This window comes from Sphingomonas rhamnosi (assembly GCF_036663615.1).
GTDB lineage: Bacteria > Pseudomonadota > Alphaproteobacteria > Sphingomonadales > Sphingomonadaceae > Sphingomonas.
This window is the reverse complement of sequence record NZ_JAXOJJ010000019.1, coordinates 1-14,438: the sequence shown is the minus strand read 5'-3', so window position 1 is coordinate 14,438 and position 14,438 is coordinate 1. Positions and strand designations below refer to the sequence as shown.

General features: G+C 58.1%; 13 protein-coding genes and 3 pseudogenes. 4 read left to right on the top strand and 12 right to left on the bottom strand.

The window, feature by feature from the left end; genetic code table 11:
- The 9 genes from U1701_RS18335 to U1701_RS18295 form a co-directional block, all read right to left on the bottom strand.
- Positions 1-299, bottom strand: a 299-nt coding sequence (locus U1701_RS18335; RefSeq protein WP_332784011.1) for a hypothetical protein, incomplete at its 3' end; no start/stop codon positions are given.
- Positions 300-301: 2 nt separating this feature from the next.
- Positions 302-1,591 (bottom strand): Dyp-type peroxidase, encoded by a 1,290-nt coding sequence (locus tag U1701_RS18330; protein ID WP_332784010.1) that lies wholly within the window; start codon positions 1,589-1,591, stop codon positions 302-304.
- 2 nt (positions 1,592-1,593) lie between these two features.
- Entirely contained in the window at positions 1,594-3,015 is a 1,422-nt protein-coding gene (locus U1701_RS18325; RefSeq protein WP_332784009.1) for a hypothetical protein, read from the bottom strand.
- A gap of 339 nt (positions 3,016-3,354) precedes the next feature.
- Positions 3,355-4,497, bottom strand: a complete 1,143-nt coding sequence (locus tag U1701_RS18320) for a cytochrome P450 (protein WP_332784008.1) — start codon at positions 4,495-4,497, stop codon at positions 3,355-3,357.
- 124 nt (positions 4,498-4,621) lie between these two features.
- Entirely contained in the window at positions 4,622-5,050 is a 429-nt protein-coding gene (locus U1701_RS18315) for a hypothetical protein (protein WP_332784007.1), read from the bottom strand.
- Positions 5,051-5,446, bottom strand: a complete 396-nt coding sequence (locus tag U1701_RS18310) for a hypothetical protein (protein ID WP_332784006.1) — start codon at positions 5,444-5,446, stop codon at positions 5,051-5,053.
- A 119-nt stretch (positions 5,447-5,565) separates the two neighbouring features.
- Positions 5,566-6,909, bottom strand: coding sequence for a glycoside hydrolase family protein (locus U1701_RS18305; RefSeq protein WP_332784005.1), 1,344 nt, complete (start codon positions 6,907-6,909; stop codon positions 5,566-5,568).
- 19 nt (positions 6,910-6,928) lie between these two features.
- Positions 6,929-8,299: a hypothetical protein gene (locus U1701_RS18300; RefSeq protein ID WP_332784004.1), complete on the bottom strand. Its 1,371-nt coding sequence runs from the start codon at positions 8,297-8,299 to the stop codon at positions 6,929-6,931.
- A gap of 292 nt (positions 8,300-8,591) precedes the next feature.
- The gene (locus U1701_RS18295; protein WP_332784003.1) at positions 8,592-8,750 is read right to left on the bottom strand and encodes a hypothetical protein; all 159 of its coding nucleotides are present in this window, start codon (positions 8,748-8,750) and stop codon (positions 8,592-8,594) included.
- Positions 8,751-8,975: 225 nt separating this feature from the next.
- Here U1701_RS18295 and U1701_RS18290 point away from each other — a divergent pair.
- From U1701_RS18290 to U1701_RS18275, 4 genes and pseudogenes are all read left to right on the top strand, one after another.
- Positions 8,976-9,737: pseudogene (locus U1701_RS18290) on the top strand (integrase core domain-containing protein).
- 186 nt (positions 9,738-9,923) lie between these two features.
- Positions 9,924-10,076 carry a hypothetical protein gene (locus U1701_RS18285; protein WP_332784002.1) on the top strand — a complete coding sequence of 51 codons (153 nt, stop codon included), beginning with the start codon at positions 9,924-9,926 and terminating at the stop codon, positions 10,074-10,076.
- A 463-nt stretch (positions 10,077-10,539) separates the two neighbouring features.
- Entirely contained in the window at positions 10,540-11,334 is a 795-nt protein-coding gene (locus U1701_RS18280) for a winged helix-turn-helix domain-containing protein (protein ID WP_332784001.1), read from the top strand.
- A 37-nt stretch (positions 11,335-11,371) separates the two neighbouring features.
- Positions 11,372-12,046 (top strand): annotated as a pseudogene (locus U1701_RS18275) (IS3 family transposase); the annotation flags it as partial.
- A 192-nt stretch (positions 12,047-12,238) separates the two neighbouring features.
- Here the strand turns inward: U1701_RS18275 and U1701_RS18270 are convergent.
- From U1701_RS18270 to U1701_RS18260, 3 genes and pseudogenes are all read right to left on the bottom strand, one after another.
- A complete protein-coding gene (locus U1701_RS18270; protein WP_332784000.1) occupies positions 12,239-12,946 on the bottom strand; it encodes an N-acetylmuramoyl-L-alanine amidase family protein in 708 nt (235 codons plus the stop codon).
- Between the two features lie 224 nt (positions 12,947-13,170).
- Entirely contained in the window at positions 13,171-13,698 is a 528-nt protein-coding gene (locus U1701_RS18265; RefSeq protein WP_332783999.1) for a hypothetical protein, read from the bottom strand.
- A gap of 437 nt (positions 13,699-14,135) precedes the next feature.
- Positions 14,136-14,324 (bottom strand): annotated as a pseudogene (locus U1701_RS18260) (IS3 family transposase); the annotation flags it as partial.
- Positions 14,325-14,438 lie beyond the last annotated feature (114 nt).

Sequence of the window (14,438 nt, the reverse complement as noted above, 5' to 3'; positions counted from 1 at the left end):
AACTTCACGCAGCTTCCCGATGATCTCCTCGGGCTTGTGCTTCTTCGCAGGCATTCGTCGTCCCTTCCTTGATCCAGACCCTTATAGTCGATGGACCACTCAGAAGGGGGCAGCTCAGGCCAGCCTTCGATGTTGCTTGCTGCGATGGCCAGTTCGCGCACATGCTTTGCATCGCCGGAGCGCGTGACGCGCCAGCTGACGATCAGTGCGTAGATTGCAAAGCCGAGCGCTAGCAATGCGGCAAGGGATAGTAGGACGACCAGCCATTTGCGCGGCGCGGGCTTCGTATCGTCTGCCATGATCACCCGACCGTCGTATTCCGCGCGAAAACCGTATCACTTGCGAGATACTGGAGCAGCTGCCGGCCCGGCACGAAGAAGTAGCCGCCGCCGCGCACGGTCACGAAACGCGGCAGCGGTTCGAGCGCGACCGGACCGGTTCGCACGGGGATCGTGAAATCATTGCTTCCTGCTAAGCCTGTGCCCGCGATAGGGTCTGCTTCCTTGTTCAGCCCGTGGAACTTAACACTGCCCATCCAGGTCTGCTGGATGAACTCGAACTGTCGCTCGATGTCGCCGTTCAAGCACATGAACATCAGTCCCGACTGTTTGCCATCTCGGGCGGCAAAGCCACGGCCGACCCGTAGGATGCGATGCCGATTGGCGATTTCGACCTGCTCCATCGATCCGGGGCTAAGGCTGTCGCGCGGATTGGCCCGGCGGACATGCGCACCATAGGGGCAGCGCAGGCCCTGCGGATCTTCGGTGCCGAACAGGAAATCGTTATCTGGCTCTACCTGTCGCAGCGAGGCGGGTGCGCGGTCCCCGCTCTCGATTGCGGTGGCGAGCGGATCTGCAGGCCGTGCCCTTTCGCGCATCGACGCGCCTGCATCCGAGGTGGCGTACACGGTCTTTAGTCGCGACGCCGACATGTAGGGATTGCGGACAAGCGATGATCCATCCTTCCAGCGCCCGATCATCTTAGCGCCGATGAATTCCGCATCGCAGACCGCCGGCGTGGGAAAGCTCTGTGCGAACAACCCGGCCTGCCGCTCGCAGTAGCGCGAAAAGCTCTCGCTGTCTTGCTCGAGCTGGCGGATGACCAGGAAACTGCCGTTAAGACCGATCAGGCGTGGGTTCGCCTTGATTGTTTGCGAGAACCCGTGATCGCTGCCTGCAATTGGCAGCATCATTGCCGGATCATGGCGCGCCTCCAGCAATGGACCTGGTGGCACCGTGCCGCGGTTGTCAGGATAGCCGAGCAGCACTTCGCCCGGCTCGATCAGGTGAATTGGATCGGAATTGCGTAGCCCGCGATAGGTCCCCCGGATCGCTGGCTGAGATACACCGTCGACAAAGCCGAACGGCTCTTTGCGGTCGGCCAGCTTATCGCCTACTGTGGTGAGGTTAACATCGTCGATGATCGACCCGCGCCCGGTCAGCCCCGCTCCGATTGTTCGGGTCAATTGGTCGACTGCGGCGCAATCATCGCCATAGATAAGCAACGCCGCCTCTACTGGCTCGGTGTCCCACCACCAGTCACCGGCGGCAGGGTCGTCTCCTAGGATCCGCGCGCGTCCTTCGTCACGCATCCCTAGGCGGAAGGCGGGGGGAAGGTTTCGATTGCGTCTGCGGGTAGCCCCAGTCGGGCGAGCCCGCTCGGCGTAAGCGCGACCGTCACTACTGCTTTCGCCTCAATGTAGCGGCCGTCGTTGAACGCGACGTGTGGCATCAGGTCGCGCAACCATTCCCGGTTGGCCGCCTCGTTCTGGCCGAGCCTCACCGTGACCACGCGACCTTCGGGTTTGAAGCCGAGACCACCAAAGACAATGCTCTGGATTTGCGTCGTATCCAGTTTGGCTGGGGGGCGCCGGCTAGACCCGAACAGCGCGAGCCATTCGACGGCCTCGACTTCGGTCTCGGCATGGAGGCCCCGATGTATGAGCGCGTTGGTGCGAATATTGGCGGTGGTGAGCGTCGGATATGCACTGTACCAGAAGGGTGTATAGGCCATGCTCTCACGCGCAAACCGCTTGAAACGCTCGCCATCCGTTGCGCCATCAAGGAACAGGTTGGTGGTCTTTGGGAAGCCGATTGTGTTCGACCAGACGCCGGTCAGCCCCGCATGCGCGCGGGTGATAAAATCCTCGAGATAACTTTCCCAGCTGCCACCGAAATTGGAAAAGAAGATTAGGTCCCGGGTGCCTGGGATAGTGATCCAGCGTGCGAAATGAATCGTTCCGATATCGCCCAGAAAGCCCGGTTTGGGATTTAGCGCGGTCAGTTTCGCGATGACTAGGAACGCCAGCCGAAGCGACACCCCACGGAGCAGCCCTGGTTTGCGGACCGTGTGGGACATCATGTGGTTGTGCGCATAGCCGGGGGCGTTCTCATGCGCGAACATCGCGCGGGATTGCTCGAGCGTCGGCGCTTCAGTTGAGACCCAGTCGGTCCGCTCGCCGCGGCGGAACGCGAGATAAACCGTGCTGAGCGTCAGCAAGGTTGCGCCGATGACCAGCGTGAGGAACAGGAGCCCGGAAAGGATAACGGGCGCCGCACCCGCGCGCGCTGGCCACGCCAACCACGCCGATACTGGCACGACAACGAGCAGTAGCGGCCAGAGGAAGGTGACGACGAACGCAGGCAGCACCGCTACTACCTGCTCGATCAGCCCCGCCGTGCCCTTGGGCGTGACGCCGCCCAATGCGGGAGGCCGCGCGGGCGGATGTGACGCCCAGCTGAATGCCGGATCGGCAGCGATCCGGCAGCGTATGTCCGTGACGCGGGCGAGCGCGGATGACAGCGTGTCCTGCGCTGCAAGGTGGTTCGCAATAATCTCCGCAAGCGAACTCTCGCGCAAGATATCCTCGACCGACTGCCCCGGCACTCCCGAAAAGGCGAGTCCGGGCGGACTGAAAAAATCATGCCCCTCGACGACGCGATGTCTGAGCAAGAGACGCGCCAGCGCATCGCGCGTCACCGTGGCGTCGGCGATCCGGAAGATCGGCAGCAGCATTTCGCCGGCGCGCGCGGCGAGTTCCTCGATCGCACGTCGTGGAGGGCCATCGGCGGCCAACTCGAGCAACAGGTACGCACGGTCCGGCCGGTGTGAGGTGATAGCATGCAGGCTGGCGAAGTGGACGAACTTGGTCCCAGGAGCGCCCGCGATCTGTTGGCTTATGTCAGCCGCAGGGTTGCCAAGTATACTAATCAACCCACGCGCTTCATCGACGCGGGTGGCATCGATACGAACCGCGACTGTCACCATTGCATGAGTCATCGACGCCCTCCCTTGTGTTCACCCCCCTTCGTTCGCGGAGGATCCGTTACCGCCCGCCGGATCGATCGCGCCCGGTCAATCGAACTCAACCTCAAGCGAACTTGCGAACACGCCCTGCCTGACGAGCCGCCCGGCCCGGCCCGGTGCTCGCCGCAGGTTCCGGCGCTGCAACAGCGGCTTGACCATGAGGTGAAGCGTCGCCCTGTTCAGCTCTAAGCCGAAACACTGGTGAACACCCCAGCCGAAATGGAGGTACTGATCCGCGGACCTGCCCGCGTCGAACTGCCCGGGATCGGGCACGCGCCGGTGGTCGCGCATTGCGGAGGCCATGCTAGCCAATACCCGAGCGCCTGCAGGGATCGCGCGGGCATGGCGTCTCTCGCCGATGGTGCGCGGTCGTAGTGCGACCCGCGGCATCCACGGTGCCAAGGGATCGAAACGCATCGCTTCGGCGAGATGGGCGGCCAGCTCGCAATCGTCATCGCGCCGCGCGGCGGCCTGCGCCGCTGCCAGCGCATAGGGCCGACGTAGCAACTGCTCAATTGCTTGCGGCACCACCATCGGGGGTTGCGGGGGACCGCCGACGATCATGCCCGTCAGGGCCGTACAAATCCATGCGTCGTCAATTCCGTTAGCGCCTGTCGTCTGCATCGCCTGACAGCGGCCTAGAACGTCGTCCCGCACCGGCTGCCCATGTCGTGCCGCTATTGTTCGCCCGATGTGTGCACGCAACGCGGGCGCGATCCGGTCGACCTCGTCGCACAACGCTTTGTCGTTCGCTACGAACTGATATTCGAACAGCCGCGTGCTCCAAGTCGGTAAATCGCCCTGTTCGGGTTGCGGAATACCCAGATATTCACTTAGATATTCGAACGAGACCCGGCGTACGAGGTTGACCACATCGATCCGGCCTGCGGCCGAATTGATCATTCCCGATGCGATCTTCTCGACCCGCGCACCGAGTATCGGAGCGTCGGAGAAAGGCATGACTTGACGCAACGCTGCGAGATCGGCTCGATAGGGGCAGCCATCGGGAAGGCCGAGGATGAACGGTGCGCCACCCATGATCCGGTCAAGTTTCTCGCGATACGGTACGCCGAACGAGAGATCGTCGGCAAAAATCTCGCGCACATCGTCGTGGCGCGTCACGAGATAAGTATTGCCCAAACGGAGTATCGGACGGACCGCACGCAACACGCCAAAGATTGCCGGCAACATGGCCATTCCGAACGACCGAAGCGTCTGTCCCGCTCCGTTCGGTCCAGCTCGGAGCACCTGCGCACCGTCCGTAACGCTACACTTCTCCCAACGCTGCCCGACGGCCCGTGTCACCGCACCATGCTCAAGCAGGCGTCATCGGGGCTTGTTCCGATCCGTCTAGTTGATTGAGCGCCGTGCTGGCCGGTTGGGACGGGGGTGCGGCGACAAGCCCGATGACCGCGCCGACCAGGGGCATGCCGATCGCCGAATCCACTGCTCCGACGATGCTCGTTAGCCCGGCGCGAGTCGCGTGGCGTGCGGCGGCCCGGCCAACGCCTTCCAGCGAGGCGAACACCGTTTCGGTCGCGTTTTTCTGCACGTCTATAAGTGCCTCGGCTTCGGGCTGGTCTATCTCACCGGCAAGGAGCAACTGCCCGATGATCTCGATCGACGCCGCGAGCTTGCGCGCCTCGTTCTCAGCAAGCGCCTTCACCTTGGCACTGTCCTGTTTGAGGGAACTGAGGAAGGCTTTGACCATCCCGCCTGCGATGATCGCTACGTTGAACAGCATTTATCTGCTCCGTTCGGCCTGAAGGTTGGCAATCGCTGTGGTGGCGCGCGCCATCGCATCGGCGTTGAGCGTAATCGCGCCAGGCGCCATGCACACGCCCGACGGGTCGGCAGTGGTTGCGGACGCGCGCTCATGCACGCGTTCGGCGGCGTCGACGGCTTTTGCCAAACCCGCCGCCGCGTTCTGCATCGGACGGTCGCCGGGAGTTGTGGCCGCGCGCTGGACGAGCGATTGCGCCCGATCGCGGAGCAGCACGTACCGCAGGCTATTGCTGTCATGCGCGCAGCCTGGCGCCGTCTTGCCCGCCAGTTCGGTATAGAAGGCCGCGGACTCGCGGCGGATCAAGTCGTTGATCCGGGCGATCTCCGCATCAGGCGGCGGCGAGACCGCGGTCATTGTCTTACAGGCGGCGAGCACCAGGAATGTGCAAAGCGAGAGGGTCGCAACGCCCCGTTGTCCTAGCCTCTTCATCACCTTCCCCTTACATGCCCGCCTTGACCATTATCGCCCGGACCTCAGGCGGCCACCTTCTCCTCCGTCGGGTTCGAGACGGCCTCCGCAACTGGTTCGCTATACAACTCGGATTCCGCCTCGCGGCGATTGACGAGTCCGCGCATGACCCTACCGTCGTTGCGTACCCATTTGGCAAATTCGCGCGCGGCGCCCGTGAATTCGCCAGCCTTGTGGAATTTGGTAAGCGTGGCCCGCGCGACCGCGCCAGTGTTGTAATGGAACGAGACCAGCGCATCGAACTGGTTCTGATTGGTAGGCGCGGACCCAAGAGCGCGGCTCACGTCGTCGACATAGTGCTGCATATCTTGAATGAAGCGATCGTCGCACTGCTTTGCGGTCCACACTAGGTCTGGAACGACATCCTTGCCGGTTGAACCCCAGCCGATCGTCCACGGACGTCCAGTCGCGCTCCCAGGGTCAGGATAAGACTGAAAGCCTTTCGGGTGGCGTCTGGCGCATCCTTCAAACCGCTTGATCAGCTCGGCACCCCTATCGCTCAGCTGCATTCCGCCGGCCCCAGCCGGGCGCACGCGCTGCTCGCTATCGGCGTGATGCTCGATATCGGCGTGATGGTCTGCAGCATTCAATATCTTTGACCATGTCTTAGGGCCGCAAATGCCGTCTGGGGTCAGTTCGCGACGACGCTGCCACTCTCGAAGCGCCGCTTCCGTTTTTGGTCCGAAATCGCCGTCCGCGCGGAGCCCCAGCGCCTCCTGCAAGGCCTCGACCGCATCGCCCTTACTACCACGTCGCAGTGTCGGGTTCCCACGCTCATCAGTTGGCTTTATCGGCAGCGGTACAGATTTGCCGACTAGATAATCAGACACTGCTATACGGAACGCGAGCATGTCGAAACACGGATCGATCTTGCGCCCGACCGGCAGTGCAAACTCCTTGTGCGCTATGCACATGTCGGCCTCGGCGCCGATATGTTTGAGTAGTGCGGCGCAGCCTCGCTGATAGGCTTCTATCTGCGCTGCGGGCCAGGGATCGGCGGGTTTGCCGCTATGCTCGGCCTCGATACCGATGAAGCTGGAGTTGCCGGTTGTCAGACCGGCCGCGCGGCCTTGGCCGGCATGGTTTGCCCGTCCTGCAGCGATGACGTAAAAGGTCCCGTCACGACCCACGCCAAGGTTGCCCAGCGGACCACGCAAATCCCGGCGACCGCGCTTCAAAATCTCCAGGGTGGGCATGTTGCCGGGATTAGGGTTCCCTGTATGGTGGCACATCACGCCGCGCACTGTTTTCATGACGCCGCGTCCCCGTTCGCGCCAGCCCTCGCACTCGGCGACTTTCAAACCGGCGTCGAGCAGGACATCGGGCATCAACGTCATCTTGAAGCTCATCACGTGTCTCCTGTCGTTCTCACGACCGTGCCACCCCGCCGATAGCTAGCGGCAGTTCGTCGTCCTGTGTGTTTTCATCATCGTCGAGCGCGACGAATCCTTCCTTGGGGGCATCTAGGTCGTTATCATTTATGTTGTCGTTGTCAGCGTCGTCGTTCAGGCTATCACCGGGCGTGCCATTCGCTGGGCTTGCGACAGCGCGTTCGCGTGCCGCGGTCTCTACAGCATTGGCTAGCTGCGATTGACGTACCCGCGCAACCGCGGTTTCTGGGTCGAATTCAACTGCCTTCTCACTGACTTTTTCCAGCAAATCCGGCACCAGTCGCTCGGCAAAGCCGGCAATGAAGCCTGCAATCACCGTGGACAGTGTTGTGATCGTACCAGCAAACGGGAACGTGACCACATCGCCGGCGATCAACGCGATCAGTACCGTCCCGGCGATTGCGCCGATGACGACGCGGAGCAGGGCATCCATCATGTTGGCGGTACGTAGAAGGTCGGGTAAAACAGTCCGTCCGCGGATCGCGAGTGCGATCGAGAAAAAGGCACCGACTGCGCCCGCCGCGGAGCCTCGCCACATTGACAATGCGACTTCGTAATCTCTGTCGACCGGATTGGTCGCGATCGTGGCCGGCCAGATCAGCAATGCAGTGATTGGAATTGCTACTATTGCTAACAGCAAGCCCGCCCGCCACCCCGGGTGCAGTTCTGGGGGGGCAACACCACTGGCCAGCAACCGTCGATCTGCTACCGCGATCCCCGTGGTTATGACAACTGCCAGCGCAAGGACAATCAGCCCGGCACTGAACATCCGTTTGCTGAGGCTCGCTACCTCGGTCGTGCCGGACGCGTCCGGAGGAAGGATCGCCGCGAGCAGCCAAGCTAGGAACATGACCCCGAGCACAGCTGCGAACGCGGTAAGAAGGTACTCGAACCGCGCCCAGGCGATGCGCTCGTTGAGGATATCGCCTTTGATTTTTTCAAGCAGTAGCTGTGCTCCCGGCACGTCTTCCTCGAGCCCTTGTATCAGAGCGCCCGCCACGCGACGGTCCGCGCAATCTGCCTTGTGGTGTAAGCGATCCGGGTTGCTTAGCCCGAAGAAGCCACGCCCTTCCGCGCTACGCCAGCCTTGAATCAACCCATCTACTTCGTCCCGTAACGGCGTCAGCGGCGCTAAAGTCCGCCGCTGGACGAGCGCGGTCTCGCGATTGTCGGCATAGTGTATCAAGACGCCACGGTCGTGGGTCTTGTATACGGCATAATCCGGCGGTTTTCGCCAGTATAGTTTGACGATCTCATCACCGTTGGCATCCTTCCTGCGCGACCGGACATCGGCGACGGTGCGCGCGTCGCCGGACGTGCTCGGAATGACATCGTCGGCGCTATTCATTGGACTTCGCCCAGTTAAAATAACTTTTAGGCATCGCTACTAAATATCCAGCATATGCTCTTATTTTGAGCATGCGCCACTCTCGCTCAAAAAAGGCAAACGAAAACGCCGCCCGCGATTACACGCGTCCAAGTACAGATTCGAACGACGTATTCTCACTAAACCCGATTCGTACAATAATCATGACTTAGATTGTCATTTGTGTAAAGCCAGAAGCGGCAATGCATAAATGACAGCATCAGCGTTCCATCAAACACGGTAAGTACGACGATGGCTACAGGACGGCCGACTTCTAACTCGCTTTATCGGCGGGCAACCGCTCGAGCAATTCGGCAATGATCAATCTGGCGTCGACGTTATGGATATTTAATCGTGCGAGCGAGCGGAGCAGTGTCCGGGTGCTGACCGCCGCCAGCACCGCGCTGACGCGCTTCTGCTCGGCAAGCGTCAACGTTTCAGGTTCGAGAGGCCGCAATGCCATGACAACACGTGCTAGGTCCCGCGGCAATCCCCCAACCGATCATTTGACGCATTCGGCACGTTCCTTGGTTACCTCGCCACCTCCCGCATCTGCCGCCAGGGCTTGGGCACACCGCAGACTGACGTGCCCCCTTTTATTAGTCCATTTTGAACGAGAGTTTTCGGCCTTGTGGAGCCCTTGGGCAAGGAGCTGGAAATGAAGAAATCTAGGTACACGGACGAGCAGATTGCCTTCGGGCTGAAGCAGGCGGAAACCTGTACGCCGGTAGCCGAGGTGATCCGGCGAATGGGGATTTCGGAGCAGACATTTTACCGCTGGAAGAAGGTGTACGGGGGTCTCGGGGTCGGCTAGCTGAGGCGCTTGAAGCAGCTCGAGGATGAGAACCGGCAGTGAAACAGCTGGTTGCGGACTTGAGTCTGGACAAGCACATTCTGCAGGATGTCCTGTCAAAAAAGCTCTAACGCCTGGACGACGACGCGAGCTCGTCGCGTGCGTCCAGGCGTCCCATGCTGTGAGTGAGCGGCGCAGTTGCTCTGCTGGGCGCCGAGCGGTCGTCGGTGCGCTACATCTCCCACAAGCCGGACCAGACACCGCTGGTGATGCGCATCCGTGATCTGGCGGCAACGCGGACGCGCTATGGCTATTTCCGGATCTACATCCTGCTGCGCAGGGAGGGATGGGTCGTGAACCACAAACGCGTCTACCGGCTACGAGATCGGCGTGACGCTGGACTTCAGTCGACCGGGCAAGCCCACCGACAATGCCTTCGTGGAGTCGTTCAATGGTCGCCTTCGCGACGAATGCCTGAACGCACATTGGTTCCTGTCCATGACCAACGCTCGAGCCAAGATCGAGGCCTGGCGGCGGGACTATAACGAGAGCCGTCCTCACACATCGCTCGGCTGGATGACGCCGGTCGAATATGCTGCTGCGACGGCCGCCAAGGCGACCGAATGAACGCCGGAAACTCACCCTCAGGGTGGATGAGAAACCGGGGGACCCTTACTCCGGGCTCGGACTCTAGCTCCAACTGGAGGAAAAAACGGAATCATGTCAGTCCGCCGCGCAGCGCGCACCTTGGCAATTTTGCTTCGGGCCGGCTATACCCCGCTAATGGGTAGACAGGTCTCTTCTAGCGTACTGATGCAAACGACGATGCCCATTCCTGCAAACCTGACCCATAGCCAGTTAGAGCAGCCGCTTGTGAATCTGTTAAAGGACATGGTCGCGCAGGCGCATCATGCCGGTGGGCGGCGATTGTTTGGCAGTCCTGAACTATCGACAGCCGGTTCGTGAGCCACAAGCGAGCACCTCGCACGCTTAGTTTTCATACTTCCGAATACCGCTTCCTGGCTCAAAGCCCCCTCCTCGAGCCGAGACGGGACACGCTATTATCCTGCCCTCCTTTATCAAGCGTAGAACAAGCTTGTGACCGTCACGTATCTCTGTACCTAATTATTCCGATTGAAGTGGTCGATATGCGACGCGGATAGACAAATCTTGGCAAACCGTCGGTGGCGGCAAAAAGCTTTAGCGCTGATGCCATCGATCCTTTGATCAGGAGCAAACTATGCGCCAACCTACAATCGATACTGTTACGGTTCTACAAATTAATGATAAATCTGCATATTGAAGTCATTTATATGGATAGTCCAATCATCTATTTAATATAGAGACCAGGTTTACATTCTCAAATGGACTTCACTCCCGTAGCGATGTCGACTTGTTGGATTCTGGCTACGAAGTGGATAGATTTTGTATGAAAAATCATCAGATAGGTCGACGCGACTCGGATTATACTCCTACTGAAACACAAATAACTTTAAATAAGTCTGTTTTAATCTGTAGCAAAGTACAAAAGACCGAAGTAATCAGCGTGGAACTCGAGCGCTGTAACTTCGTGGTTCACTATACAAACGAGCTGTTAAAGCTTAATAGACATTTATTGAATTCGTCTGCAAGCATCCTAATCATCGACGCATCGTTTATATACTCGGATATTCTATCATTTATGAAAGTGATATCATCAATAAGTGATCGGCCTGGCATACTCGTTCGCTCGAGCACAAATCATGAAGTCGACCGCATACTTGCGCTGGAGTTGGGGGCGGATGACTGCGTGGATGCATCGTGCAGCACTCGTGAAATTGGAGCAAGAGCGGTCGCTCTTGCTCGCCGTATGAAGCCAAACGTCGTGACGGCACATGATGACAAACCCGTCCCTGACATTAGAACTTTAAATAAATGGCAGTTGGGAGGATGGGAACTCCAGGTACATACTAGGAGACTTTCCACCCCAAGTAAAAATACCGTACATCTTACTAGTAATGAATATCTAGTTCTGAGTTGCCTGATGAACGATCCGGGTTCTGTAAAAAGTCGCTCTGACCTACAATCTTATTGCGAGGAAGAGTATGGAAATGATGGCGAATTGCGCTCCATGGATGTGTTAGTGAGTCGCATTCGAAAAAAGATGACGTGTTTTGGTGACGAGAACGCCATAGAGACTGTTCGCGGCCTTGGATATAGGTTCTTATTGCATAACTCTAAGTAGACCGAATTGCTATTCATGCATCGGATGATCGATCGCATTCGGACAATCGCGCATTCGATGCCTATTAAGGCGCGGGGGAAAGACATGAACCTGAAGAAGGTGTATCGGCTGTATCGCGAGGAGCGATTGACCGGGCGCAAGCGTGGTGGCCGCAAGCGCGCGCTGGGAACGCGGGCGCCGATGGCTATCCCGCAGGAACCCAATCAGGGCTGGTCTCGCGACTTCGTGTCGGACTCGTTGGCCTGCGGCCGGCGATTCCGTATGCTCAACGTCATCGACGACTACAGCCGGGAATGCCTGGGATGCATCCTCGCACCTCCCTGTCGGGTCAGCTGGTTGTTCACAAGCTAAGCGCCATCGCCGGGCGTCGCAGGCTGCCGTGCATGGTGGTAGCGACAACGGCACCGAGCTGACCAGTCATGCCGTCCTCGCCTGGTGTCAGGACACCGGGGTCGAGTGGCACTACATCGTCCCAGGGAAGCCGCAGCAGAATGGCTTTGTGGAATCGTTCAATGGTCGCTTGCGCGACGAGTGTCTGAACGAACACCTGTTCCCCTCACTGGCTGCGGCGAGACGAATCATAAAGGCATGGCGGACGGACTACAACACCGTGCGTCCGCACAGCAGTCTTGGCGGGATGGCACCCGCAGAGTTTACGAACCGCCCCTGCCAGGGGCATATTGACACCGAAGCTAAGTTATCACCGGCCTGAAAACGCGGATCAGGTCAGGCAAAGTCTTCATAGTCCTTATTGGTCTCCATGACAGTCTACCGTCGGCGCCGGTCGCCTTCCCAAACTACTATATTCGGCAAAGCATTGAATTTCGGGCTTCCATCAATAAAATATATAGCTATCTAATCAGATAGACGCTAAAATATGCGCGAGTCTGTTAATTAGAAAGTATTATTTAAAATTCATAGCAGATTCGATAATTGGTCCGGCTATTGCATCTGCCAAAGCAGACTGCCCGTGAACATTAAAAAGCAACATAGCATCCTTAAGGTTCGTGACGAAGCCGGTCTCAATAAGAATTGAAGGCACACCCGGAGACTTAAGTAGCGCGAAATTAGCAGTTTTCTGAACACGAATTCTCTCTGCAACGTCACCCAACCGTCGGCGAACACGTGCAGCGATCTTAGCGGCCAAGTTTATCGAAGCTCGTTGTTCGAGATTCGCGAGGATATAAGCGGTATCGTTATCCGGCATATATGGATATTTCGAGGTCATTCGATTAACAACGATTGCTTCACCCGCTTCGTTCAAGACATAGATCGATGGTCCTTGAGCAGTAATAGGTCCGCTATCAGCATGAATTGAAACAACAAGATCAGCCTTGCATGACGTTATGATATTGCGTCTCTGAGCGAGGCTAAGGTATAGATCGTTGTCTCTCGTTAAAATCGCCGATGTATCCTTTTCCAAACTAAGGCGGGCCGCGATCAATCGGGCGATACGAAGCGTTGCTTCCTTTTCAAAACGGCCCTGAACGATTGCTGGTGCACCTTGATCTTTGCCACCGTGACCCGGATCTATGATTACCGTAAATTGAGACGGACTGGGCGGTACGGCGCAATGTCCAACGAGCGTCGCGAGGGCAGTTAAAATCAACAATTGATTGCTTCCCCCGGTTCAGGCGAGATTAGGGAGAGGATAAGACATAGACATTCTAAATCAACTCCTATTTCTAGAATATGCGACTGTTCTGAAACTATAGGTCTCTCATTTTCCTATTTGTAGCACCGTCGGAATGCGAGTAGAACGTTATATTGCAGATGACCTCATGCGCGCGAGCTTGTAATTGCTGTTATTATCCCCCGGTGGGGCTGAAGCCAGTGTTAAACGGAGCGTTGGAATATCGCGTCTGCTAGGCTTGTGGCGGTGACGACGTAGGTTGCTCGCGGGTTTGGGATTGGTTCCTCGGCATACTCGAGTTCTGGGGTTCCCACCGGCTTGCGCGCTTGCCATATTGTAGCTCTGATCGCGTTTGGCTGTTTTAGGTTGGCGACTAAACCGCAGACTGAGGTGTCATCGAACTTGTTCACCGGAAATTCGTGCGCGAATCGATCGCGGATGTTCGCGAGTAAGCGAAGGTCGCTTGCCACGTCTTCGCTGACGACGCTCAATGCCTCCGCCATATCTATACGGTGGCCGAAGGCTCCAAGACACCCACTGCCTTCAATGAACATCTTCCGGCGGAGCCCCTCCGTAATACCTGGCAGATGGGCAGTGATCGCTTCTTCCAAAGCACCCTTCAGGAGCTCCGTGCAGAGGATGGACAAGGTCCGGTCATCGACTCCATCATTGCGGGCAAATGCCCAAATGTGGACGATATTTTGCCGAAGCTGACGTATTTTTACCGCCATTATAATTTATAACCCGGCTTATCTGAAAATAATAGAGCAGGCGTCAAAGATTAACCATATCATCTTATGGTCAAGAATGCGATTTTAAGAATCCGTGTCTTGAAGGCGGATCCAACCCGGCTTCTCGGCTTCTCGTTTTGCTGTTGTGCAAGCGGCTGCGCAGGCCTTCAAAATCATGAGCTGCTCCCCAAAATTATGCCATTGGTAGGTGAGCTCGTCGGATGGATGAGCCGCTACCCGATCTTGGACCACTCGGCTGGGCGTCACCGGTTTCCGCCCGACCAGGGTGGGCCATGTGCCGCTGACCGGTTCACCAGCGATATCGGCGGCTTATTCCCGATCGCGTTATGTGTCCGCACCTCGTTAAAGTCTCTGCGCCAAGTCTCGCATTTGCCGACTGAACCGCGCCGGGTCTACCGGAGGCGTTGGGTTGTGAGTCACGCAGCCATATCGATGTTGTCTGCGGCAGCATAATATTGATCTTCGGCTTCGGCAGGCGGGATGTTGCCGATTGGCTCCAGCAGCCGTCGATGGTTGAACCAGTCGACCCATTCGAGGGTCGCGTATTCCACCGCTTCGAAGGATCGCCAAGGTCCACGGCGATGGATGACCTCGGCCTTGTAGAGTGAATAGCCCCTAGATTTCTAGACGCCTTGAGCCATCAAAGCCTGCTGCCGTTCGAACTCGACGGGCGACAGCATCCCGTTCCTGACATGCTTGCGGATCGGGTTGTAGAACAT